We start from the raw sequence: 25,089 nt of genomic DNA on the forward strand, positions 1-25,089 counted from the left end.
TCATATACTGAAGGGTAGGACTTCTTTATGTCAAATGGTACGGACAAATTAAAAAACTTATGTAAGTTAGTTGCTGAAACCTTTGATTTATCTGTTTTTTTTGTTAAGCCAACTGGAGAAATTAGCTTTGAAATCATTGATAATTCCGTGTTAAATCCGTTATATAAAAATGAAAAGAAAAATCTATTTACCTTATTGAACTTTGAGCCAGAGAAACAATACAGTTACCCGGTCTTAAGAAAGACTTATTTTTATGAGAATTATATTTTAATAAGCGTTGTACACAATGATTTGTTTGAAGGTACGGTGATTATAGGTCCTTCTCTTCCCTACGTTTTATTCGAACAGAAAATCAATGGGTTGATCAATGATTTCCATGTTTTTGCTCAGCGGGAACAGGTAGTCCATTACTATCATTCCACTCCTGTTATACCAAATGAGAAGCTAATAAAAGTAAGTGTGATGGCGTTCTACCTAATCACCCAAACTCTGATTACCTCTGAAACAGTAACGAAGCAAAACTTAAACCGTGAACAACTAGGGGAAAATTTGAATCATAAACTCTTCAGGAACACAACTAAAAGGGAACAGCCCGCAGCGGTCCACCACGACCCTTTACTAGAGAAAAAGCTATTATCGATTATCAAAGAAGGACGAGTAGAAGAGTTAAAAAGTTTTACTCAAATGGAAGAAGAAAGTACAGGGGTTTTGTCAAAGTCCAGTTATATCCGTTCAAAGAAAAACGTGACCATCGCAGGAGTTACCTTAGCTACTAGAGCTTCAATTGAAGGAGGTCTCCACCCGGAAATGGCATTTTCTTTAAGTGATATTTACATTCAGCGTCTAGAGGACTTAAAAACGATTAAGGAAATTGACCACTTAGCAGGGGAAGCCTTCTTTACCTTTACAGAAAAAGTTCGTCAGGTAAAAGAGGACCGATTTTCTATTACGATTACTAATTGTAAAAATTATATTTACAACACCCGGTATGAAAAAATCACCCATGATGATGTCGCAAACCATGCAGAATTAAGTCACAGCTACTTATCCATACTGTTTAAAAAGGAAGTTGGCATTTCTGTTAGCGACTATATTCAACAAGTTAAAATAGATGAGGCTAAAAATTTGATTGAATATACCAATACACCTCTTTCGGAAATAGGTTCGTTATTAAACTTCTCTGACCAGAGCTACTTTACGAAGGTTTTCAAAAGACATACAGGGATCACGCCAAAACAATACAAAGAAAAATATCATCTTATAGACCAATAACCCGACAGATTTTTCTGCCGGGCTATTCCTAACATTGTTCATTTTAATTATTTACAGCTTGTAGGATCCCTTTCAGCATTTCTTCCGTAAAGAGTCCATTGCTCATCACAGCTGCGTTATGAAGAGTTGTACCCATGATCATTTCCTGCATTCCTGCGCCTAAACTGCTTTCCCCGTCGAATTGTGCCTGACTCATCGCTTTCATCATTTCTGCTCCAACAGGATGTTCCATTAAATCACCAAATGTGGAATTTCGGGTTAGAATTTTTTTTATGGTTACTGTAGATTCTACATCAACTGTATCACGAAGAAGAATATTTCTAGATGATTTACCAACCAAAATTTCAAAGGTCCCTGTTTCAACGTGCCATTCCTTCAACTTCACATTGTAATAGGCAAATGCTCGTTTACCTAATTCAAATGTAACGGTCTTTTCTTCACCAGGCTGAAGGAAAACTTTTTCAAATCCCTTCAGTTCCTTTTCTGGACGTGACATTGTGCTCTCTACATCTCTTACGTAAAGCTGCACCACTTCTTTTCCTGTCATACTACCAGTATTTTTAATCTTGACGGTAACTGTAATGGTTTCATCGTCTTTGATTTGTTTCTTTTCCACTTGTAAATCACTATATTCAAAGCTTGTATAACTCAACCCATAACCAAAAGGAAATAATGGTTCCACATCTCTGGTATCATAATGCCTATAGCCTACAAATATTCCTTCCCGATACTCTACTGTCTCCCCATCTCCAGGGAAATTCAAATAAGAAGGATTATGTATAAGCTTCTTTGGGAACGTCTCTGCAAGCTTCCCGCTTGGGCTGGTATGTCCGAACAGTAAATCAGCAATGGCTCCACCCAATGCTTGACCACCAAGATACCCTTCCAATACACCCTTCACCTTATTAAGCCACGGCATTTCAATCGGTGCACCGTTACTTAACACCACAATTACATTGTTTTGCACTTCTGCTACAGCTTCAATTAATATCTTATGGTTATCAGGGATACTAAGATGCTTGCGGTCAAATCCTTCCGATTCATAGCGTTCCGGAAGCCCAGCAAATATAACGGCGACTTTTGCCTGCTGTGCAGCTTCAACTGCTTCCTCTATTAAAATTTCATTTACTTCATCACTTTCCAGCGCATATCCATCCGCATAAGAGAGAGTTGTTTTATCTCCTGCGACTTTCGCAAGTTCTTCGTAGATACTATCAAGCTTTGTCGGATTGATATGAGAGCTTCCTCCACCTTGATATCTTGGATTCTTTGCAAACGCACCAATGACGGCAATGGATTCTACTTCATAAATCGGTAAAATATTGTCTTCATTTTTCAGCAAAACCATGCTTTCCCTAGCTGCTTCCCTTGCCAAAGCATGATGTTCCTCCTTGCTATAAATAGCATTTTCCTGTTTATTCTCAACTGCTTTGAAAATTATCTTTAAAAGCCTTTCTACAGCTTGGTCAAGTACATCTTCAGAGATTCTACCTTCTTTGACTGCCTCGATAATCTTGTTATCTCCAATTCCGCCGCTAGAAGGCATTTCGAGGTCAAGACCCGCTGCAAGTCCGAAGTCCCTTTCATTGATCCCTCCCCAGTCTGTAACAACTAAACCATCAAACCCCCACTCTTCCTTTAACACTTCTGTAAGTAGCTTCTTGTTCTCAGAACAGTAATCTCCATTTACCTTGTTATATGCTGCCATTACGGTCCATGGTTGCCCCTCTTTAACTGCCTCTTCAAAACTAGCTAAATAGATTTCTCTTAATGTCCGTTCATCGACTACTGCATCAATGGACATCCTTTTATACTCTTGATTGTTCACCGCAAAATGTTTTAGGGAAGTGCCGACACCCTGGTTTTGAATACCTTTTATAAATTGGGCAGCTAGTTTACTTGAGAGAAAAGGGTCTTCTGAAAAATATTCGAAGTTCCTTCCACATAATGGAGATCTCTTAATATTGGCTCCTGGTCCAAGAATAATGGCCACGTTTTCTGCCTGACACTCTTCACCAATGGCACCACCCACTTTATTCACCAAATCCTTATCCCACGAACAGGCGAGACCTGCTGCGGAAGGAAAACAGGTGGAAGGAACACTTTTATTTATTCCAAGGTGGTCTGTATCTCCTACTTGTTTTCTAAGCCCATGAGGTCCATCGGTCATCATAATGGAAGGAATACCTAACCTTTCAATAACCTTCGTATTCCAAAAATCTAAACCTGAACAAAGGCTAGCCTTTTCTTCTAAAGTCATTTCGTTAATTAGTTCTTTGATATTTCTGCTCATCCACACTTCCTCCTCAGTTATTACTAGTAAATGACACCGCTTTCTACTTAATATTAAATTAGTAAAAAGACTTTTTATGGTGTGTTCATTATATTTTTAGTAATATCATTTATTCGATAAAAATAAATGGTGATCTCAAGGCAGGAAATAAAAAACGAGCAAGTTCCGCGGTAGCGTATTTTCTGTTTCACATCATGATATTAATTGAAAATATCCCTTTTAATAAATATCGAACTAGCAAACCTCCACATGACCTTCGGTTTGGTCAACCATTGGATTTTTGCATTATTGTTTTGATTTTCAAGGACTTTCTCCGCAAGGAACTTCGTTACCGGTTCAACCTTATCGCCCAAGGTGTTGAAAATTTTCCGGTTCTGTTCATCAAGCGATTTTCGTAAGAAATCTGTTGCGACCATACCGGGACTTAGCGTGCCCACTTTGATATTTGTGTGCTTTGCCTCGATGGCCAGTGAGCGAGTAAAATAACTTACCGCACTTTTAGATGTCCCATACAAAGTCATCCTTTCGCGCATCATTCCATTGCTGCCGAATCCCTCCATGTTAAAGATTTGGCCGTAGCCTTGTTTGAACATCTGATTAAAAGCCACATGACAGCCATTCATCACCCCTTTAAGATTGGTGTGAATGACCTTATCGTACGTCTCTTCGTCCAGTTCCCAAAAGTATTTCCTCTCTTGGTCAATACCTGCATTATTAATCCAAATGTCAATCGTGCCAAACTGCTTTTTAACGTCATTCCACAACTGCTTCACTTCGTCCCGTTTATGTACGGCTGCCGCATACCCTTCCACCATATCAGGATACATTTCGCTTAAACTTTGCAATGCCGTATCAACACTTTCTTGTGATTGTCCATTAATCATGACCCTGCAACCTGCCCGTAAAAATTCCCGGGCCAATCCATAACCAATTCCTCTTGTACTCCCGGTAATAACAACATGCTTCAATACTTGCCCACTCCATTTCTATGAGATTATCGAGTACCTATTAATGCCATTATATGACTTTTTTCAGTGGACATAGGCTGCTGGCAAGTGTTAAATATTTAAATCTTGTGAACATATCTCCAGGATGATTTCTCTTTAGGTACTCATATAACTTGCCCACTAACAATATACTTCATTATAATGGGAATATAGGCAAATTCTGAATACATCTTTTCATCCATTTCCATTCTATCTTCCAATTATTCTTCTTACATTTTACTCACTTTCCACCTATGAAACTTCAAAATTCTATAATCCATTTCAACAGCATGATCACTCTTCTTGTAACTGTAAATATTTTTTAGCCCATTTTTCTAGACTTTTTATTTATATTAATTTATTATATCTACTAGATAATAATTATTATAAATACTATTTAATAATTATTATAATTATAGTGTCTAAGTTTTTTACTAGATACATAATTATATATATATAAATTTACATAAAAGGAGAGATAAAAAATATGGATGCTAAACAAAATGGCAACATCGAGGGCTGCCCTTTTCACGGCGGCGCGACTAGTGTCAAATCAAGTGGTACAACCAATCGGGAGTGGTGGCCCAACGCGTTAAACTTGAATATACTCCGTCAGCATGACAGAAAATCGAACCCCATGGGTGAAGACTTTGATTATACTGAGGAATTTAAAAAATTAGACTACCCAGCGCTGAAGCAGGATCTTCGTGATTTGATGACAACCAGCCAAGAGTGGTGGCCAGCGGATTATGGCCATTATGGTCCATTCTTTATCCGTATGTCCTGGCACGCGGCCGGTACGTATCGTTCTGGGGATGGACGAGGTGGCGGTGGAACTGGCAACCAGCGTTTTGCTCCGCTTAACAGTTGGCCTGACAATGCCAGCCTTGATAAAGCTCGACGACTTCTTTGGCCGATTAAGCAAAAGTATGGGAACAAGATTTCATGGGCCGACTTGCTTGTCCTTGTCGGAAATGTTGCGATTGAAGACATGGGTGGCCCAACAGTCGGTTTTGGAGCTGGACGTGCCGACATCTGGCATCCTGAGGAAGATATTTATTGGGGCACGGAAACGGAATGGCTTGGGGATAATCGTTACACAGGCGATCGTGACCTGGAGAATCCACTTGCTGCTGTTCAAATGGGGCTTATCTATGTTAATCCGGAAGGTCCAAATGGTAAACCAGATCCTGTTGCAAGTGCCAAGGACATTCGTGAAACCTTTGCCCGCATGGGAATGAACGATGAAGAAACCGTTGCCCTTATTGCCGGCGGTCATACATTCGGTAAGGCCCATGGTGCAGGGGATGCCTCTCATGTGGGTCGAGAGCCGGAAGCGGCTCCAATTGAAGAGCAAGGTTTAGGCTGGGTCAACTCCTACGGTTCCGGTAAAGGGCGTGACACGATCACGAGCGGGATTGAAGGTGCTTGGACCGCGAACCCAACCCAGTGGGATAATGGTTACTTTGAGCTATTATATGGCTATGAATGGTGGCTGACAAAGAGTCCTGCAGGTGCATGGCAATGGTTGATTGTCGATCCTGCTGATGAGCATCTTGCCCCAGACGTTGAAGATGCATCAATTAAAGTGCCAACGATGATGACCACGGCTGATATGGCGTTGCGTCATGATCCGATCTATGAGAAGATAGGTCGTCGTTTCTACGAGAATCCGAATGAATTTGCCGATGCTTTCGCCCGTGCCTGGTTCAAACTGTTACACCGTGACATGGGTCCTAAAGCAAGATATCTCGGTCCGGAAGTTCCAGAAGAAGATTTCGTTTGGCAGGATCCGGTTCCAGCTGGTAATTATGATTTAACAGATGCGGATATTGCCGAGCTTAAAGCAAAAATATTAGACTCCGGTTTGACCGTTAGCAAGCTAGTAACAACTGCCTGGGCTTCAGCCAGTACTTATCGTGGCTCTGACCATCGCGGCGGGGCCAATGGTGCCCGCATCCGTCTTGCTCCACAGAAGGATTGGGAAGTCAATCAGCCGGAACAACTGGCACAAGTGCTTCAAGTACTGGAAGGCATTCAAAAGGAATTCGAAAAAGAAGTCAGCTTGGCTGATTTGATTGTCCTTGGCGGAACTGCCGCCATCGAGAAAGCAGCTAAAGATGCAGGCTTTGATTTAAGAGTACCGTTTGCTCCTGGACGCGGGGATGCAACCCAAGAACAAACTGATGCAGAAAGTTTTGACGTGCTCGAGCCTGTTGCAGATGGTTTCCGCAACTATCAAAAGCAGCAGTTCAGTGTAAGTCCAGAAGAGTTGCTGATCGATAAAGCTCAATTATTAAACCTTACAGCACCGGAAATGACGGTTCTTATTGGTGGTCTGCGTGTACTGGGTACTAACTATGGCGGCACGGCACACGGCGTATTCACCGATTCTGTAGGCCAACTCACGAATGACTTCTTTGTTAATTTACTTGACATGGGCGTGGCATGGAAGCCTGTCGATGGAGTGGTCTATGAAGGACGCGATCGAAAAACAGGTGAAGTGAAACGTACAGCGACTCGAGTGGACCTCGTGTTTGGTTCAAACTCCGTCCTACGTGCGATTGCAGAAGTGTATGCTCAAGATGATAACAAAGAGAAGTTTGTCCGTGACTTTATCGCTGCCTGGGTTAAGGTAATGAATGCTGACCGCTTTGATCTTAAGGCGGTTGAACAGAAAAAAGCTCAATTTGCTGGTAAGTAAGAAATTGGTACTATTATGTTGATTTTTTCGAAGGTATAAAAATCCCTAGGCGGAGAATTTCCGGTTAATTATATAGAGGAGCGTTCAGAAGCTGAAATAAGCGGAGATATTCCGATTAACAGCTCTAAAGATGACAAACTCCTACGATTTGAATCGTATAAACGGAAAAACTCCCCTTATTTTGGAGGAAATAGTTGTATTTCCTAATTTAGCCGGAATATCTCCGTTTAAATTTTGAAATCAACATTCAGATATAATAGAGCCAAGTTTTAAAAAGAAACCGCCGTCGATTTTTTTTGACGGCGGTTTTTACCATTGGTACCAGACATATCATTATTAATAAGGGCCCGCTTCATGCCCCTTCTTTACAGCCTCCTCTGTTGCTTCGTTGGCAGCTATTGTCCCCTGACCAAATTTCGATTTACCTGCTTCACGGCCTGGAACTTGATTTTCCGTCTTCATTTCTTGGATATCTTTCATTACCTGTTCGATTCCTTCCTTCACACGGCTGCCATAGTCTTCATCAGCTTGTGTGAAATGATCGATCATGGCATCCTGAATTCGTTTGTCGCATATCGCCAGCGCTTCAGACAGGTTTTTGATTAATTCATCACGCTCCCAATTATCCAAGCTGCGGTAAGTGTGGCCCGCTTGTCCGTAGTTGTTCGGACGATCAATTGGCGCGCTCATGGCTGCTGCGCTATATATTGGCTGGTGCGGTGCACGGTTATCTCTATTTGTTTCCGTATAGCCGCCGAGCATCGATGGCTCATAGTTAATATGTGGGTTTTCTCCAGATTCTTTCGGGTTACGAATATCCATTTGGCCGCGATGCTGATTTGTGCGAACAGGCGCTTTTGGTGCGTTCACCGGCAGGCTCAGATAATTCGCACCTACCCGATAACGCTGCGTAACCGAGTAAGAGAACGTACGCCCCTGAAGCATTTTATCATCTGAGAAATCCATTCCATCCACCAGAACCCCTGTGCCAAAGGCGGCTTGCTCAATTTCCGCATGAAAATCAACAGGATTCCGATCAAGGACCATGCGTCCAACGGGTAACCATGGGAACTGATCCTCTGGCCAAAGCTTGGTATCATCAAGTGGATCAAAATCCAGTTCTGGATGGTAATCATCCTCCATAATCTGCACATAGAGTTCCCATTCAGGATATTCTCCTCGCTCAATCGCTTCGTATAAATCCTGTGTCGCATGACCGACATTCTTCGCTTGAATCGCGTTTGCCTCTTCTTGTGTTAGGTTCCGAATCCCTTGCTTCGGCTCCCAGTGATATTTCACCAACTCCGCCTCGCCTTTTTCATTTACCTATTTATAGGTGTTTACACCAGAGCCCTGCATGTGGCGGTATGTCGCTGGAATCCCCCAGGGGGAAAATAGCAATGTAATCATATGCGTGGCTTCAGGTGTGCGGGAAACGAAATCAAACATCCGCTCAGGATTGGGCACATTCGATGCTGGATCCGCTTTAAACGCGTGAATCATATCAGGGAACTTCATCGCATCACGGATAAAGAAAATTTTCAGATTGTTCCCAACCAAGTCCCAGTTCCCATCTTCCGTATACATTTTTTACCGCAAAACCACTTGGATCACGGGCTGTTTCCGGCGAATCTTTCGCACCTGCCACGGTGGAGAAACGCACCATTAACGGTGTTTTTTTCCCAGCACCAGAAAATACTTTCGCGCGCATATACTTCTCTACTGGCTCATCACCTACTTTTCCGTAGGTTTCAAAATAACCAAATGCTCCCGTTCCCCGTGCATGGACCACACGTTCTGGGACTTCTTCCCGATCAAAATGGGAAATTTTCTCAATAAAATGGTAATTCTCAAGTGTCGCAGGTCCCCGATTGCCAATGGTGCGAATGTTTTGGTTATCCATCACAGGATGGCCCTGGCGAGTGGTCAACGTCTCCCGTTTTACGTCTTGTTCATTTGAATCATTCACATTTTTGTTCTCTGTCAAAATAAGTCCTCCCTAAAAAAGGTATCCTTATTTTTCCTCTTACTAGTGAATTTATCCATTGTTTGGGTCAACTGGAAAAGCAAATAAAAAACACCCACAAAAGGAAATTATCTTGTAGGTGTCTTTAACTATTCCAGTCTATGAAGGACCATGGTTTATTTTTTGGAAAAAGTTATAATGAAGGATTCTTTTGGAGTGTATTAGCTATTTTTCAACTTGTGAATTTCCTGGAGTGTTCGGAAATCTTCACGTCATAATATTGAAGGTCATATTTGGTAGCCATAGAATTTTTGATTTCTTTCACATCATCGATAACAGTGTCGACTTTAGTTTCTAAAACCTCCATTCTTTCATTTGTTTCGGAAATCTTTACATTCGTGGCTGCTACTGTATTAATTAATTGATGTAATAAATCTCCTTGTCTTTTTTGTTCCGTTGTTAATCTTTGATCCATTGTGTTTACCTTTTGGTCCAAGGCAGATAATCTTTGGTCCATTGTGGTTACCTTTTGGTCCAAGGCAGAAAATCTATGATCCATTTTGGTTACCTTTTGGTCCATGTTAGATAATCTTTGATCCATTGTGGTTACCTTTTGGTCCATGTTAGATAATCTTTGATCCATTGTGGTTACCTTTTGATCCAAGTCAGATAATCTTTGATCCATTGTAGTTACCTTTTGGTCCAAGCTATCAAGTTTGTCCACGATCAACTTGAGTGTTTTTTCCATCATTCTCACCTCCTTTTTCATTGCTTTTAATATAGCAGATTTTTGTAGATATTTGTCGATGGTTTGACAGTATATTACAAAAAAACACCCACAAAAGGTGAATTAATCCTATTTGTGAGTGTTTAAAAGAAAGGTCTTGTTACGCTGACCTATTAATCCAGAATCATCCGTTCAAGCTCCAGCAAACAAAGAAAAACGTTTGCTTTTTATATGGATATCATAACCGAATTGGCAAATACTAATCCTACACTTCTCAGTCAGCCAAATAGAAGGAGGTTAATACATGAAGAAATTTATTGTACTAATGCATATAATTTCAGGTACTTTTGCAGCTTTATTCCTTGTTTACTTTGTTAGGAAAAACACTAACGAGCATAGAAGTATTTTGGCGTCGATTTATGGAACTCAACTTCTATTGTGGGTATTTCTTTTTATACCCTCTATAATAAAAAAAGCGAAATCTTAAAGATTTCGCTTTTTTACTGAAAGGTTTTATTGCGATGATTTATCAATCCCGAAACAGCCGTCCGAGCTCCACCTTCTCAACAACCGACAGTAAGGCCTCCGCCAACGGAAACAGCATCTTCTCTTCCTTGGCGAAGTGTTGTGTTAACGTTGCAAGTGCTTGGACAGCGTACACGGCAATCCATCCCGCAGCGTCTTCATCAATGGTGACTCCCGCCAGGTCAGCTTCTCGAAGAAAGTCCTCAAGATGCTGCTCGGCCTTTTCATGTTCCGATTCCATCTCTTCAATGGTTCGATCATTCACTTCGAGATGACGGGAAATCATCGGGAACAACCCGTCTTCCTCGCGCTTGGAATGGTCCTTCAGCTTATCATAGAAAGCCGAAACCTGCTCGGACAATGTCGCAAACAGTTGAATCACAGCAGCACCCGATTCGGACTCCATATCTTCAGTGATCTCATAAATTAGATCCATATCTTCACGGAGCAACACATGCTCGTCCATTAAATGTTGCAGTGGAGCACTAAAAACAACCTTCGAAGATTTCATCAGTAAATCGCCTCTCATCCTGCCATCACAAATTATCCGTGGTTCTTATTATCCATGATGGCCCTTTCCACTCTTCTTCAAGCATACGCCAAAAGTGAGGAGCATTGTGTGATTAGAATCATAGATCCGAAGGTCACTTCTTTTTAAGTAATCACCACTGCCTCAATAGTTTTTAAATTCTTTTCTTTAAGCGTGATACAAGAGGTACTACAATAATACCTGCGATTGCGACCTGCATAATATTCCCTGGAACGGAGCCGAATGGCTGGATCCAGTTGCCATATAGAATAACTTCTGTAAAATAGTAACCTACCACTTTAATGATAAGTGCAGTTGCGATTGCCAGTGTGTTAACAAGGATTCTATTTCCGGGTACTTTTTCGGAAATCAGTCCAACTACAAAGCCCATTGTACCCACGATGACAAAGGTAAATGGTGCCCACAGTGTCCAGCCCGAAATAATATCAAACAAGCCCATTCCGAAGGCACCTGCGATCGCTCCTGTTTTCTTGCCGTAAACCAAGGCTGCAATAAAGAGAGGCACGTTCCCCAGATGAATGAGGCCTCCGTTCCCCATCAATGGGAGCCTTATTTGAATAAACATTGTGACAACTAAGGTTAAGGCAATGAAAAGCGCATTGATAACGATGGTTCTTGTGTTGGTTGTTCTTGTTGGTGTGAATGTTGAATTCATTTTGATAACCTCTTCTTTTTTAGAATAATAACTTTTATTATTATACACCGAAAATTAAGATAAATAAATCCCTCATCTTTCCCTCTCAAAATCCCCCGCTATCGCTGGAAAACACTTGAATTCCTTCTTCATCTCCCGAAACGAAATACTCTCTTTTCCTCTAGTAAGCTCAAAATCTAGTGTGTATTCATGACAATTTAATGGGGATTGATGAAACCTATCTTTATAGAATTGGATGGCCGCACGCTCACTGGCTGCAAAGATAAACACAAATTCCTTTTGGTTCATTTTCAGCGAGTAGATGCCAATTTTATGAAAACCTAATAGATTGTTTTGAATCATTTCCCCTACTTTCTGATGGTCCGCTTTTTCTAGGTCGAGTTTGGACATCTCGTCCTCTAATGAAATTTTCTTCTCTACTAGTAAATGGTGGATGAGATGAGCCAATGTTGATTCTTCATAAAAAAGACAATCGGCGTAAAGTAATTTGATAGATTCCAATTTGAGTACTACGCTGATTCGTTAAAAGATATAAATAAAAGTATCTGTCCTCTGGTGTCATTTCCTCCGAAACCATTGGATCCATCCAAAAATCGATACGCACTTTTCTAAACTTTGCCATCCTCAACCACTGCCCTTCTCTTTAAAAATACCTTCATCAGTTATATAGAAATAAATGAATAAAAAGGTCATAGAATTTTGGGTGAAACATCAAAAAAAACGCCATCAAAAGTGATTTTTGAGGGCGTTTTTTGCAATTTCATCCACTTTTCAGCGTTTTTTCGATCAACATATGCATGGAAAGAATACAAAAAACTGCACTTAGCTGAACCTTCTGTGAATACTACATTTTTCATACTGATCACAAAACAATAGAAGTGATAGACACGAACACGAGACTTCGACGGATGGCTTACTATTAAACGGGCAGTTTTGCGCAACATTGTTGTTTTCAAAAAATTCAGATTCCCACTTTACCCCTACGTAACGTAATGATTTATAATGAACGTAACAGCAGGGTGAAACGCGGGCCAACGGCCAAAAAAATCGAACAAAATAAATTCGAAATTGGAGGAAAAACAGAAATGAGAAAACTCGTATTGTTTATGCATGTGTCGCTGGACGGGTATGCGTCGGATTCTAATGGAGGACTCAATTGGATTCCGTACAACGAGGAATTAGAGAAATACTCCGAGGAGATCGTTGCCGAAGTCGGAGCTCCCGTTTATGGACGCACGACGTATCGGATGATGGAGAGCTACTGGCCCACGGTGCTGAACGATCCGAATGCGACGAGGCACGAAATAGAGCATGCCAAATGGCTGCAGGATGTTAAGAAGATCGTCATTTCCGGGACGATGGACAAAGTGGAATGGAACAATACGATGCTGATCAAGGACAATATCGCAGAGGAAATTAAGGTACTAAAGGAGCAGCCTGGCAAAAATCTCGTTATTTTCGGCAGTCCGGGAGCGGCCAAGACGTTGCTTGAGCTCGGCTTGATCGACGAATTCCTGCTTACCATTTGTCCGGTCGTCCTAGGCGGCGGAAAATCGGTATTCGACGGCGGCGGTGAGAAAATCAGACTCAAGCTGCTGTCCAGCCGAACGTTCAAGTCAGGCATTATCTCGGCCCGCTATGAGTTGGAGAAATAGCTGTACAACGTGTTCCGAAAACGGAGAACGATAGCTTAAAAAAACATCCCTTTACGGGGAGGTTATAGTTTTGACTGAAAATCAACATTGAGAATGGCGAACAGTGACTGTCACTGTTCGCCAAAAAACGCCTCCAAATGTGATTATTTGAAGGTGTTTTTTGCAATTTCGGTGATTTTTTACTCTATTTTTAGTTACCATTCCAATGATAGATTATTTGCACAACGCCAGAGGAAAATGTACTTGTTTTAACCATTTTTAAATTTATCCTCTGTTCCAAATCAATAAACAACGGTTTTCCTTCTCCCAAAACAACAGGGTGAATCGATAATCTAAATTCATCAACTAGCCCCAAATTTATAAAAGTTGTAATCAGACTTGCTCCACCATATAGCCAGATGTCTTTACCAGACTTTTTCTTCAATTTATTTACTTCTTCAAGAATATTATCATTGATAAATATTGCTTGATTATCAATCTCATTTTGTGTTCTGGAAAAAACATATTTCTTTTTACTATGAACCAATTTCCATATTTCCTTTTCGGTATCAGGGTCATCATTTTTTGGAATATATTGTCCCCATAAATCGTAGCTTTTTCTACCATAAAAAATAGTATCAATTTGATTTAAGAAATCAGTGAATCCCATATCAGGCTCCATAATGCACCAATCAACTTCTCCATTTTCCCCTTCAATAAAACCATCTAAAGTAACTGCTAAATCTAAAATTATTCTTCTCTTTTTTACGTTATTTGTCATAACTATTCATCCTTTTATCATTCGGATTTTGATTTTTCTGTCCGTTGAATAAGGATTACCAACGAATTTAGATAATCGTAGCCTATTATAAGTTATCTTTCCTTTCAAATACAAAAGAAGTTAGTAGAAATTCCTTAATAATCTATAAAATAGTAAAAAGCTCCAAACGTTATGAATTCACGGAAAAAGGGTGTAAAGGCATTTTAAGCCATACACCCCTTCCATCTTATTGTTATTTGAAGAACACTACTTCAACGCAATGCAAATATTTTTGGCTTCTGTAAAGAATTCCATACTGTGATGGCCGCCTTCACGTCCCACTCCACTTTTCTTGAATCCGCCAAATGGGGCACGCAGGTCACGGACAAACCAGCAATTTACCCAAATGGTCCCTGCCCGGACAGAGTGTGCAATCCGATGAGCACGCTGCAGGTTTTCCGTCCAAACCACACCGTTTAATCCATATTCCGTATCATTTGCAATCCTTAGGGCTTCTTCTTCTGTATCAAATGGAATAATTGTAACAATTGGTCCAAAGATTTCTTCCTGGCACATCCGTGACTTTGGATTTTCACTCACATAAATAGTAGGCTCTAAATAATATCCATTCTGTAAATATTCAGGTAGTTCCGGCCGGTTACCGCCGCAAATTAAGCTAGCCCCCTCTTCCTTTGCAACCTCAAGATAACTGGTTACTTTTTTATAATGCTCCGCGCTTACCACCGGACCCATTTTTGTATCTTCATTTTGTGGATCCCCCACCTTAAGGTCCTTAGCTGCCTTCGTAAATCTCTCCAAAAACTCGTCAAAAATCATGCGCTGAACTAAAATTCGTGATCCCGCCAGGCATATTTGACCTGAATTCATAAAAGCAGCCTGGATGGAAACAGGAATCGCCTTATCCAGATTGGCATCCTCAAACACGATGTTGGCCGCTTTCCCGCCAAGTTCAAAAGAAACCTTTTTCAGTGAATCGGCTCCGCTTTTTAAAATTCGTTTACCTGTTGCGGTAGAACCGGTGAAGGAAACTAAATCTACTTCCGGGTGAGTGGTAAGGGCCGTCCCCACAACACTGCCAAGACCATGAACGACATTGACTACACCATCTGGGATACCAGCCTCTTTAGCAATTTCACCGAGTAAGGATACAGATAACGGAGTCATTTCGGCCGGCTTGATGACAGCTGTATTTCCTGCGGCAAGGCAAGGGCCCAGTTTCCAAGTCGTTAGCATGAATGGTACATTCCAAGGCGTGATTAGTGCAGCGACTCCTACTGGTTCATAACGAGTATAGTTAAGATATTCATCCTCCATTGGATAGACCTCGCCGCCTTGTTTTTCCATGAAATCGGCAAAAAACTTGATGTTGTTGGCAGCCCGCGGCACCTCGTGCAGAAGAGCCGAATGATACGGCTTTCCAACATCTGTAGCGTCCAATCGAGCAATTTCTTCTTTTCGCTCAAGAATAATTTCAGCCATCCGGCGAAGTTTCGCACATCTTTCGGCCACTGTCATCGTCCGCCATGGACCATTTTCAAAGGCTTCTCTTGCCGCACGGCAGGCTTTATCTACATCATCTACTGTTGCTTCACTTACCTTAGCAATGATTTCTTGAGTAGCAGGGTTTTTTACATCAAAAGTTGCCCCACTGACTGCTTGTACATACTCGCCGTTAATATATAAACCAACTTCTTTTACTTCGGTATGTACCTTTGTCATTTGAGAGCCTCATTTCTTTTTTTAATAGATTCACCCGCTATTCCCCAATGTTCAGGTTCCATTTCATTGATCATGACACGCACATTTTGAATGGGAGCTTCTAACACCTCAGAAACTAAGTCAGAAACTTCTCTAATCAATCGTTCTTTCTTTTCAGGCGATCTGCCTTTCACAATATTAATCTGAATAAATGGCATTCTAGCACTCTCCCTTCGCCATGTTTTTTATTCGGTAAATATAGCCTCTACGGAACCGATCCCATCAAAACTTGCAGAAAAATGGTCACCGGCTTCAATTTTAATGGCAGCTGATAAGGAACCGCTTAACACGACTTCACCAGGTTGGATGCTCTGTCCGACCTTATACAATCGATTGGCAAGCCAGGCAATCGCCCTCGCTGGGTGTCCCATCACAGCTGCACCCGCACCCGTCGCTACTACTTCGCCGTTCTGCTTGAAGACCATTCCCATTAATTTCAAATCGAAGTTTTCCGGTGAGTAGAATCTCTCGCCGATGATATAACGAGAAGAAGAGGAATTATCCGCCACAGCATCGGACAGTGTAAACTTAAAGCCTTGGAACCTGCTGTCGATGATTTCGAGTGCAGGAGCGATATATTCGGTTGCTGCCAGTACATCTGCTACGGTCACATGCGGCCCTTTAACTTCCCTATTGAATATAAAAGCAATTTCTGGTTCCACTTTTGCATGGATAAATGGTGCAAGCGAAATGCGTTCCCCCTCAAACAGTTGCATGTTTTCGAGCAAAACCCCATAAGATGGTTCATGAACGCCCATCATTACTTGTTTTGCCTTACTCGTTAATCCAAGCTTTCGTCCGACTCTTTGTGTTTTTTCTTCCTTGCATTTCATTTCAATTAAGCGTTCTTGTATTTGATAGGCAAATGCTTCATCCATTTCAGGATAGGCATCAACAAATTTATTAACCGACTTTTTCTGTTTTTCAGCTTCATAGAGTTCAAAAGCGATTTGATCGATCACATCTGTCTTGATCATGTTTATCACCTAGTTTTCTAATTTTTATCGGGTAAAGGAAGCCGTGACGGAACCTATATGAGCAAACTCAGCCGTAAACGTGTCATTTTCATTCACTTCAATTGCACTGGTTAAAGCCCCTGAGAGAAGGATTTCCCCAGCTTTTAAGCTCACATCGTATTTTCCTAATGAATTCGCCAGCCACGCAATCGACCGGAGCGGATTTCCAAGGACGGCTGCACCCGCGCCTGAGTCAATCATTTCTCCGTTTCGATAAGCAACCATCCCAATATGGGTAAGATCTAGTCCTTCAAGTTTTGTCGGTTTTCCGCCAATAATCGCACTCGCAGATGATCCATTATCTGCGACCGTATCTTCAAATTTGATCTGCCAATCCCGAATGCGGCTATCAATCACTTCAATCGCTGGAACAATATACTCCGTTGCTTCAATGACATCTAAGATCGATACATTTGGACCTTTTAAGTCTTTTTTCAATTTAAAGGCAATCTCAAATTCTACTTTCGGTTGGATATATTGAGCAAGAGAAATGGTTTCCCCTTCGACATACATCATATCAGCCAATAAATGACCATAATCAGGCTGGTTGACACCAAACATGTTTTGAATGGCTTTGCTTGTAGCCCCAATTTTCTTCCCAACAATGATTCCGCCCTTATCGACTTTTCTACGGATCATCTCTAATTGCGTATAGTAGGCTTCATCCACTGTTATCCCCGGATAGGAAACCGTTAACGGTTCGATAACCTGCTTTGTTTCCTCGGCTTCCAATAAGCGGGTTGCAGCCTCTTGAATAATCGACACCATTGATTCCTCCTCTATCTACCCTTAAACCTTTAAGCCTTTTTTCTCTGCCAGCTCGACGGCCACGTCTAAAATCCAGTCCTCTTGACCAGCCACGGCCTTCCGCTTGCCCAGTTCTTCCATAATTTCTGAGGCGTTCACACCGAACTTTTCTGCTGCATGCCTTACATGTAATAAAAAGCTGTTATACACGCCGGCATAGCCACTCGATAAGTTGTCACGGTCAATGACAATTGGAGTTTGCATAAACGGAGCCACTACTTCTTCGGCAACATCCATTAAAATGGAAAGATTGATTCCTGTATCCATGTTCATTTTATTAAGGACAGCCACTAGTACTTCAGTCGGCGCATTCCCTGCCCCAGCCCCTAGTCCCCTTAGTGTTCCGTCAATCTGGTCGGCTCCGGCTTCAAACGCGGTCATCGTATTACCAATGGCTAAGCCAAGATTATTATGTGCATGAAAACCAACTTCGATGGACAAGGCTTTCTTTAGGGCAGTAACCCTTTCTCTCACCCCGCTTTGAACAAGTGCCCCCGCAGAATCAACTACATAAACGCAATCAGCACCATAGGATTCCATCAATTTAGCCTGCTCAACCAACACTTTTGCGGGTTGCGTATGAGACATCATCAAAAAGCCCACGGCCTCGAGCCCTAATTCTTTCGCTAGTCGGAAATACTGCTCTGTTACATCCGCTTCGGTACAATGAACTGCGATCCGGATGACAGAAATGCCAAGTTCGGCAGCCACTCTTAACTCATGGCTCGTTCCGATTCCTGGTACAAATAGGGAAGCAATTTTTGCTTGTTTCGCTGTTTCTACAGCTGCTTGAATCAAATCAAATTCAGAATGTGTGGAAAACCCTTGCTGAATCGTCGACCCATTCAAGCCAGAACCGTGGCTTACTTCGATTACCGGTACACCGGCTTCATCTAAATTTCGGAAAATTGTCCGCACCATTTCCGGTGTGTAACTATGGCTGACTGCGTGGTCGCCATCTCTTAAAGTTGTATCTGTAAGTCTAGGAATCTTCATCGGCTTAGCTCCTTCTTAGCAAGAAAATGTGCAGCAAATACATCTCCCACTTTATACGCTGATGCGGTCATGATATCCAAGTTCCCCGCATAGGTTGGGAAGAAGTCTCCATCCCCTGCCACCTCATTCATAATCACGACGGTTGGTAACCGTCCCCACGGTGTTTCACGATAGTCGATAAATGGCGTGCCTTTTAATCTGTACCCCGGAACATAACTTGAAATTTCAGCTGCAATCGATTGAATCGATGAAATAACAGCACCCTCATCAAACTCTTCTTTAATGACTGCATAAACCGAATTGGTCATATTAATAGGCGGTTCTGCCGGATTAAATACCGGAATCGCCCTTGCTAGTTTAGCTCCGCCGATTTGTTGCACCGCATTCGCGGTGGTTCGGACAAATTCATCGACATTTTGCCTTGTTCCCGGGCCAATCGACACACTGGCTGCTGTTGTTATGACTTCAGCATAGTGGACCGGTACCACGCGATTGACTGCGTACACAAGCGGAGTAGTCGCCTGGCCTCCACATGAAATCAAGTTGACGTTCATGGATTCAAAGTGTTCCTTTAAATTAACAGTTGGTACAACAAACGGACCGATTGCCGCAGGAGTCATGTCGATCGCCAATTTCCCCTTCTCGCGCAGTGCTGGTGCATTCAACTGATGTGCTTTTGCACTTGTCGCATCGAAGACGATCTTAATCTCTGGGTCTTCTAAGATCGCATCCAGTCCGTGATAGCTTGTACGGATCCCCTTGGCCTGGGCTCTTGCCAGTCCTTCTGATTTAGGGTCAATACCCGCTACTAAGACTAAATCCAAGTGTCCTTCATTTTTTAAAATTTTGTACATTAGGTCTGTTCCAATATTTCCTGATCCTAAAATCGCCGCTTTAACTTTAGACAAGACCTACCACCACGCTTTCTATTAATTTGGCTGTGCTAAAATGCCTGATGATTTCCGCTCCAATCATCAGGATTAGAAAAATCATAATTAATGTTTAACACAGCCCTTGATTTGAGAATTAAGGTTTTACTACTTCAACTGGCTTGGGAGCTGTTCGGGGTGTACCTTGCGTCCACCAAGATTCAGGGAAATCGGTACCGATCCAAGTATCCCCGTTGCCAGGTACATCTTTCATTTCCCACACGACTGGTTTCCATGCCGGATCGGTAATAATATAGCCGGCGTCTCCGAACAATTCCACCCTGTTGCCGCCAGGTTCAATCACATACATACAGAACGCTTGACTGATTCCATGTTTATTTGGCGGGACTTCAACGAAAATACCATGATCTTTAAGCAAATCAGCCACATCATAAAGATTTTGGGGTATTCCATACCAGTAGCAAAGATGATGCAGTTTCCCTTTTTCCCCATTAGGTTCTTGCATGTAGGCAATTTCATGAACAAGGTTGGAAACACTGATCCAACTACCAAGCACATGGCCGTTATCTTGAATTTGCTCTCTTAACCGGAAACCTAGTATATCGATTAAAAAGTCTGTATCATTTTTTGGATTAGAGGTCATTAAATTAAGGTGATCTAATCGACGAACAGGTACTCCGCGATCTGGCCGTTTGGATGGACGATTTAATAGTTTTGATCTTTGTTCATCAGGAACTTGGTAGTACTCCACATCCCATAAAATTTCCATTAAATGACCATCTGGTGTCAAAAATTGATAGGCTTCTCCATGGCCGATATCCCCCTCAATCCAACCTTTGCCCAATCCCGTTTTTTCGATTTCCTCAACTCGGCGTTGAAGTGCTTGCGGGGAAGTTGCACGCCAGGCAACATGACCTACTCCCGCTTCTTTTGACTCCGTTATTTTTAATGTATTGTGATAGAAATCCTCATAGGCACGAAGATAAACGGATCGACCAGACCGAGCCGTTACTTCCATCCCTAAAAATCTTGTGAAAAATTCTACTGATTGTTCTAGCTTTGGAGAAAGAATCTCCACGTGGGCAAGTTGTGCCACATCAAAAATTGGTTCTTGGTATGAAGTCATTTTTATTTCCCCCTAATTTTATTTTCATATTACAAGTAGATTACTTACTTGCTAGAACCTCTTCAGAAGATAAAGAGCGATATCTACCGTTAAAGAACATAAGTGGTTCTTTTTCATTAAGCTCGATTTCTATTACTTTGCCGATGAATAAGGTGTGGTCCCCTTCGATATTGACATTCACCACTTCACAAGCTACCTGGGCGATGGCCCCTGATAACACAGGGAGACCATCTAGTCGCTCAAAGCTTATTTCTCTTTGTTCCTTGATTTGCCCAGCAAATATCATCGATAATTCCTGTTGTTCCGCCGATAAAATATTTACAGCGAATTTTTTGCTTTTTTTAATTTTGTCCAGCATTTGTGCCTTTTCTCCAATGGAAATCACCACTAATTTTGGGTCAAGTGACACAGACATAAAGGCATTTGCCGTCATACCGTGCACCTCTCCAGCGATTTCAGTCGTAATTACAGTTACACCTGTAGCAAATTTCCCCATCGCCGTTCGAAATTTACGATCATCCATCCTCCCAACTCCTCTCCTCGTTTATAATTTAATTGGTTCTTTTTCTACTGCATCCAGCCACGTTTTGTTGGTCCAACCGTTTAAGTCATAATCGTTTAATGCTGTGTCAACAAATGATTTGTAACGATCCGCTGCTCCGACTGCCTCTGCATGGAATAGGGCTTCCATTCTAATATTTTCATGATTGCCTGCATAATTGACCTCATACAGTTCATGTCTTCCTCCAAATTCCGATCCGATTGAATCCCAAACCATTTTTAACAACTTCACTTTATCCACAGCATTGATGCTTGTTCCTCGGTAATATTGATCAAGAAAAGGTCTTAATTCAGGATTCAGAAAATCACTTGAACTAGACGGCAACTGAATTAAACCACCGGCTACTACTTGTTCAAAAATACCCTTCACTCTCACCCAGCTCATTGGCGCTAATGCTCGATAAGCCGCACTGGAGGCACCATTTGGCATAACAAGACCATTCGGGCCCTTATCCGGATCCGTTGCCATTGCAGTAGACAATCCCCAAAACATATTACGAATCGCCACAACCTCACCAATTTGAGCTTGCACACCTCTAAAATTCTTTGTTCCAGCTGCTTCCGTTGCTTTTAATAATAGTCCTGTCATGAAATCCAATTTAACAGCAAGACGAGTACAACCGTGGAAGGTGAAACGGTTAACAAAGCCACTTTCTGGGACGAAATTATTAGATATTTTGATATTTTTGTAGCAAAGGACATCTTCCCATGGAATAAATACGTTATCTAAAACAATCACAGCATCATTCTCATCAAATCGACTCGAAAGTGGGTAATCAAATGGTGTTCCCGTTGTCGCAGCCTGCAGTTCGTACGACGTTCGGCTGATCATTTTTACCCCCGGTGCATTCATTGGAACAAAGAAGATCAATGCGTGGCTAAGGTCACCATCTCCTAAATCAAATGTTCCATAGTTCGCAACAAAGTTATAATGAGTTAATGCTGCCGCTGTTCCTACCATTTTGGCACCGCTTACAATTATTCCGTCATCTTTTTCAGCAACAGCCCGTACAAAAACATCTTTATTTTCATGAAGTGGTTTTGAGCGGTCTACTTGTGGGTTGATAATTGTATGGTTAACAAAAGGAAGCTCTTTTGCTGCTTTCTTGTACCAAGCTTTCGCATTATCTTCAAAACCTTGGTAATAGTTGGAGAGGGCATCCAAATGACCAATAAATGAAGCCTTATAATCTGGAGTGCGGCCCATAAATCCATAATTAAGCTTGGACCATTCAGCAATGGCATTTCTTGCCTCTAACAGATCTTGTGAACTTTTTGGAGTGATGAAGAATTTGTGTGTGCGATCACCGTATTCATTTTCAGCCGTTAAAATGTCACGTGTAGCTGGGTCATGAAGAGCATCATACATTCTTGCATACGAACGTGCAGAATTCCGATAAGCAGGATGCGTCGTTACATCTTTAATTCTTTCACCGTTTAAATAAACGACCCTTCCGTCATTCAAGCTTTCCAAATATTCTTTACCTGTGTACATTCCTTCAACTCCATTCCTATCATTATTTAAACTTTTTATACGACCGAGTGTGTCGATCCTTAAATTTATCTTAATTTATCTGAAAATTCTACACAATGACACCGAGTGTCAGAAAAATTAAAAAAAACTGCTCCTATATGTCAGTTTAAAAGTTAAAAAAAAATATCAAAAAACGCCAATAGACAATTTCCATCAGGCGTTTTCTGACACTTTTATATACAAAGGACAATGACTTTATTTGTTTTTTTTAAGTCTGTCATGGTCGACAATTTTCAATGCTTTTAGAGCCAAAAGCAATTGAAACTGTCGTTGTGGATCCCTCAGGTCGCAGCCAAGAAAATTAGTGATTTTCGCGAGTCGATAACGAAGACCGCTTTTAGATAATGCTAGATATTCAGCTGTTTGTTCCAGGTTTCCACCATAGAGTAGAAAATGATATAAGGTATCAATTAATTCGATTTTATTACTATCAAAATTCTCAGACAAAACCCCAAGAGTTTCCCTAATCATTTTCCGGATGGCATTCTCATTTTGGTCATTAATTAAAACACCAAGAATCCCTAGTTCACTAAAAGAGGTGATCGGTTTATCCCTTGAGGATAATCGTACTGCTGAACGGGCTTCGTCAATAGCCACACCGGCATCCACGATTTTGCTATTTTGAGAACTGATCCCCGCTAAAAACAGGGAATTTTTTATTTCCTTTTTTAAATTGGATACTAGAGAAAGTAGGATATCTTCAATAGTTTGCTGGTTTAGCTGTTTCTCTGTTATGAGGAGAACTAAGCTATCAGCCTGCTGACCTATTAAGACATTGAGGCTCTTATTTCTAAAAAAAGTAGAAACCGCTTCAAAGGTGTTTTTATGTAAAGTAAATTCCTTCTCTTCACATTTTTTCATAAACTTGTAGGTAAGGACAATCATATGATAGGGACCAGATAAATCCAATTGAATAAAATCAGCCTTCCTTAGGATTTCTTGTTGTGAGTACTTTCCAGTAATTATTTCTTCTAAAAAATGTCCCTTTACTTGTTCCAATGAATCAATTTCCGCTTTTTCTTTTAAAAACAGCAGCGCACAAATAGATGCTAAACGATCGATAATCATTGAGTCAATTTCATTGTTAGGGATCCTCCCACTTTCATATAGAAACGAACAATATCCTACGATTTTGCCTAAAAGGTAGATTGGAGTAATAAGTCTCGTCCCATTTTCAAACGAGAGAACTGTCACTTTTGAAATATTTCGACTTTTATCTTCAGAATGGTTAAATCTTTTTCTAATCAACTCATAGTCATCCCTTGAAATTCCTTTATACGCTAAGACATGTTGCCGGATATCCTCAACTACAATAGGCAAGTTTGTTTGTTTATTTAATTTTTCTAGAATGGAATCGATGTTATTTCCTTTTATAAGCTCATTTGTCATCTCATTATAGGTTCTCGACACGAGTGCTAAGTTATTTTTTTCAACCAGAAGATTCTCGTTTGTCAGTTCCAGTTCCTTAATAATTGGCAGTTCCTTACTATATGAAAAAAATTCTTCTGCCTCTTCCTTCCATTCAGAGACAAGGCGCCCCTCCCAAATACAACAAGGTGCCCCTTCCCCCTCACATTGCAGTTCTTTAAAAAATACTTCCTCGCCAAGCAGAGCGGTCACATATCCAGTTGCATAACCAGTTAAGGTATAACAAACAGTCCCTATTGTTATACCAAAATTTTGAATATGTTGTTCGGCTTCAAATGAATTTTCCCAAATTCCCTTCAGTCGAAATGATTTAATTTGATTATTTTCCACTTCAAATTCTTTTTCAGTAATTCTTGATTTCGTATGTCCTTTTAAGGCATGAATAATAGGACCATATCCAAATTTTTCAAGCATACTTAATGAATCTATTTTTTGAACCTCTTGAGCATCTTCTTCTCCGAGGTGAAACCCATATTTGAAGAAAAAGGTTTTCATCCGATTAATCCCAATATTTTCGATTAAATCACGCTGCATCGCACCAAATGCACTTGTAGAAACGAGAACAGACCTTTCCTTGTTTGCAAACAGGAGGTCATTTTCTTGTCTAATATGCAAAAGGTCATTTAAAGTTAACGCTTTCATTTCCTTACTCCCTTCTTAAATGCATTTGCAGCAACTGATTCCTAAACTTTTTCATTTTTAAAAGGTTGTTAGATTAATTCTACTTATAGTCAATAAATACCTTCTTCTACTCCATCAGGTTTTAGCACAAAAAAAATGGTAGAGCAACTGACCTCGTGAATTGGTGAACCACACGGGGAATCTAAAATTACGGAAAAAATGGAAACAAAATTTACCATTTCCCCTAAAAAGGTATTAC

At 41.1% G+C, this 25,089-nt stretch carries 20 protein-coding genes and 2 pseudogenes; 3 read left to right on the top strand and 19 right to left on the bottom strand.

All coding sequences use genetic code 11. The features are described from left to right. The first annotated feature begins 27 nt into the window (after positions 1-27). The gene (locus V7121_RS20970; RefSeq protein ID WP_335547683.1) at positions 28-1,272 is read left to right on the top strand and encodes a helix-turn-helix domain-containing protein; all 1,245 of its coding nucleotides are present in this window, start codon (positions 28-30) and stop codon (positions 1,270-1,272) included. Between the two features lie 43 nt (positions 1,273-1,315). Here V7121_RS20970 and V7121_RS20975 read toward each other — a convergent pair whose 3' ends face one another. Together V7121_RS20975 and V7121_RS20980 are read right to left on the bottom strand one after the other, a co-directional pair. After that, complete coding sequence (locus V7121_RS20975) at positions 1,316-3,565, bottom strand: glycoside hydrolase family 3 C-terminal domain-containing protein (protein WP_335547685.1); 2,250 nt, start codon at positions 3,563-3,565, stop codon at positions 1,316-1,318. A gap of 200 nt (positions 3,566-3,765) precedes the next feature. After that, positions 3,766-4,533 carry an SDR family oxidoreductase gene (locus V7121_RS20980; protein WP_335547687.1) on the bottom strand — a complete coding sequence of 256 codons (768 nt, stop codon included), beginning with the start codon at positions 4,531-4,533 and terminating at the stop codon, positions 3,766-3,768. Between the two features lie 505 nt (positions 4,534-5,038). Here V7121_RS20980 and katG point away from each other — a divergent pair. After that, positions 5,039-7,255, top strand: coding sequence for a catalase/peroxidase HPI (gene katG / locus V7121_RS20985; RefSeq protein ID WP_335495594.1), 2,217 nt, complete (start codon positions 5,039-5,041; stop codon positions 7,253-7,255). Between the two features lie 336 nt (positions 7,256-7,591). On the opposite strand, the pseudogene V7121_RS20990 reads toward katG, so the two are convergent. The 6 genes and pseudogenes from V7121_RS20990 to V7121_RS21015 all read right to left on the bottom strand — a co-directional run. Further along, positions 7,592-9,242, bottom strand: a pseudogene (locus V7121_RS20990) (catalase). Positions 9,243-9,453: 211 nt separating this feature from the next. Further along, complete coding sequence (locus V7121_RS20995; protein ID WP_335547689.1) at positions 9,454-9,972, bottom strand: hypothetical protein; 519 nt, start codon at positions 9,970-9,972, stop codon at positions 9,454-9,456. A gap of 505 nt (positions 9,973-10,477) precedes the next feature. Then, positions 10,478-10,984, bottom strand: coding sequence for a hemerythrin domain-containing protein (locus V7121_RS21000; protein ID WP_335495590.1), 507 nt, complete (start codon positions 10,982-10,984; stop codon positions 10,478-10,480). 172 nt (positions 10,985-11,156) lie between these two features. After that, positions 11,157-11,678, bottom strand: coding sequence for an ECF transporter S component (locus V7121_RS21005; RefSeq protein ID WP_335495588.1), 522 nt, complete (start codon positions 11,676-11,678; stop codon positions 11,157-11,159). Positions 11,679-11,750: 72 nt separating this feature from the next. Next, entirely contained in the window at positions 11,751-12,179 is a 429-nt protein-coding gene (locus V7121_RS21010) for a hypothetical protein (RefSeq protein WP_335495586.1), read from the bottom strand. Continuing rightward, positions 12,142-12,300 (bottom strand): annotated as a pseudogene (locus V7121_RS21015) (DNA replication protein DnaD); the annotation flags it as partial. The pseudogene V7121_RS21015 and the gene V7121_RS21010, both read right to left, overlap by 38 nt. Before the next feature lie 463 nt (positions 12,301-12,763). Here V7121_RS21015 and V7121_RS21020 point away from each other — a divergent pair. Continuing rightward, positions 12,764-13,333 (top strand): dihydrofolate reductase family protein, encoded by a 570-nt coding sequence (locus V7121_RS21020; protein WP_335495585.1) that lies wholly within the window; start codon positions 12,764-12,766, stop codon positions 13,331-13,333. A 190-nt stretch (positions 13,334-13,523) separates the two neighbouring features. Here the strand turns inward: V7121_RS21020 and V7121_RS21025 are convergent, their stop codons facing one another. From V7121_RS21025 to V7121_RS21075, 11 genes are all read right to left on the bottom strand, one after another. After that, entirely contained in the window at positions 13,524-14,093 is a 570-nt protein-coding gene (locus tag V7121_RS21025; RefSeq protein WP_335495584.1) for a dihydrofolate reductase family protein, read from the bottom strand. A gap of 246 nt (positions 14,094-14,339) precedes the next feature. Further along, positions 14,340-15,812, bottom strand: coding sequence for an aldehyde dehydrogenase (locus V7121_RS21030; protein ID WP_335547690.1), 1,473 nt, complete (start codon positions 15,810-15,812; stop codon positions 14,340-14,342). Continuing rightward, positions 15,809-16,009, bottom strand: coding sequence for a 2-hydroxymuconate tautomerase (locus V7121_RS21035; protein ID WP_335495580.1), 201 nt, complete (start codon positions 16,007-16,009; stop codon positions 15,809-15,811). Before V7121_RS21035 ends, V7121_RS21030 begins: the two co-directional genes overlap by 4 nt. 27 nt (positions 16,010-16,036) lie before the next feature. Next, positions 16,037-16,828, bottom strand: coding sequence for a 2-keto-4-pentenoate hydratase (locus V7121_RS21040; RefSeq protein WP_335495579.1), 792 nt, complete (start codon positions 16,826-16,828; stop codon positions 16,037-16,039). 24 nt (positions 16,829-16,852) lie between these two features. Beyond that, a complete protein-coding gene (locus V7121_RS21045) occupies positions 16,853-17,635 on the bottom strand; it encodes a 2-keto-4-pentenoate hydratase (protein ID WP_335495577.1) in 783 nt (260 codons plus the stop codon). A gap of 21 nt (positions 17,636-17,656) precedes the next feature. Further along, complete coding sequence (dmpG, locus tag V7121_RS21050) at positions 17,657-18,670, bottom strand: 4-hydroxy-2-oxovalerate aldolase (protein WP_335547692.1); 1,014 nt, start codon at positions 18,668-18,670, stop codon at positions 17,657-17,659. After that, complete coding sequence (locus V7121_RS21055) at positions 18,667-19,578, bottom strand: acetaldehyde dehydrogenase (acetylating) (RefSeq protein ID WP_335495574.1); 912 nt, start codon at positions 19,576-19,578, stop codon at positions 18,667-18,669. Before V7121_RS21055 ends, dmpG begins: the two co-directional genes overlap by 4 nt. Before the next feature lie 118 nt (positions 19,579-19,696). Beyond that, positions 19,697-20,686: a catechol 2,3-dioxygenase gene (locus tag V7121_RS21060; protein ID WP_335495573.1), complete on the bottom strand. Its 990-nt coding sequence runs from the start codon at positions 20,684-20,686 to the stop codon at positions 19,697-19,699. A gap of 40 nt (positions 20,687-20,726) precedes the next feature. After that, positions 20,727-21,209: a flavin reductase family protein gene (locus V7121_RS21065; protein WP_335547694.1), complete on the bottom strand. Its 483-nt coding sequence runs from the start codon at positions 21,207-21,209 to the stop codon at positions 20,727-20,729. 21 nt (positions 21,210-21,230) lie between these two features. Then, the gene (locus V7121_RS21070) at positions 21,231-22,742 is read right to left on the bottom strand and encodes a 4-hydroxyphenylacetate 3-hydroxylase family protein (protein WP_335495570.1); all 1,512 of its coding nucleotides are present in this window, start codon (positions 22,740-22,742) and stop codon (positions 21,231-21,233) included. Between the two features lie 234 nt (positions 22,743-22,976). After that, positions 22,977-24,851 carry a XylR N-terminal domain-containing protein gene (locus V7121_RS21075; protein WP_335547696.1) on the bottom strand — a complete coding sequence of 625 codons (1,875 nt, stop codon included), beginning with the start codon at positions 24,849-24,851 and terminating at the stop codon, positions 22,977-22,979. Positions 24,852-25,089: the final 238 nt, after the last annotated feature.

The organism is Neobacillus drentensis, from assembly GCF_036962125.1.
In the GTDB taxonomy this organism is placed as follows: domain Bacteria; phylum Bacillota; class Bacilli; order Bacillales; family Cytobacillaceae; genus Neobacillus; species Neobacillus drentensis_B.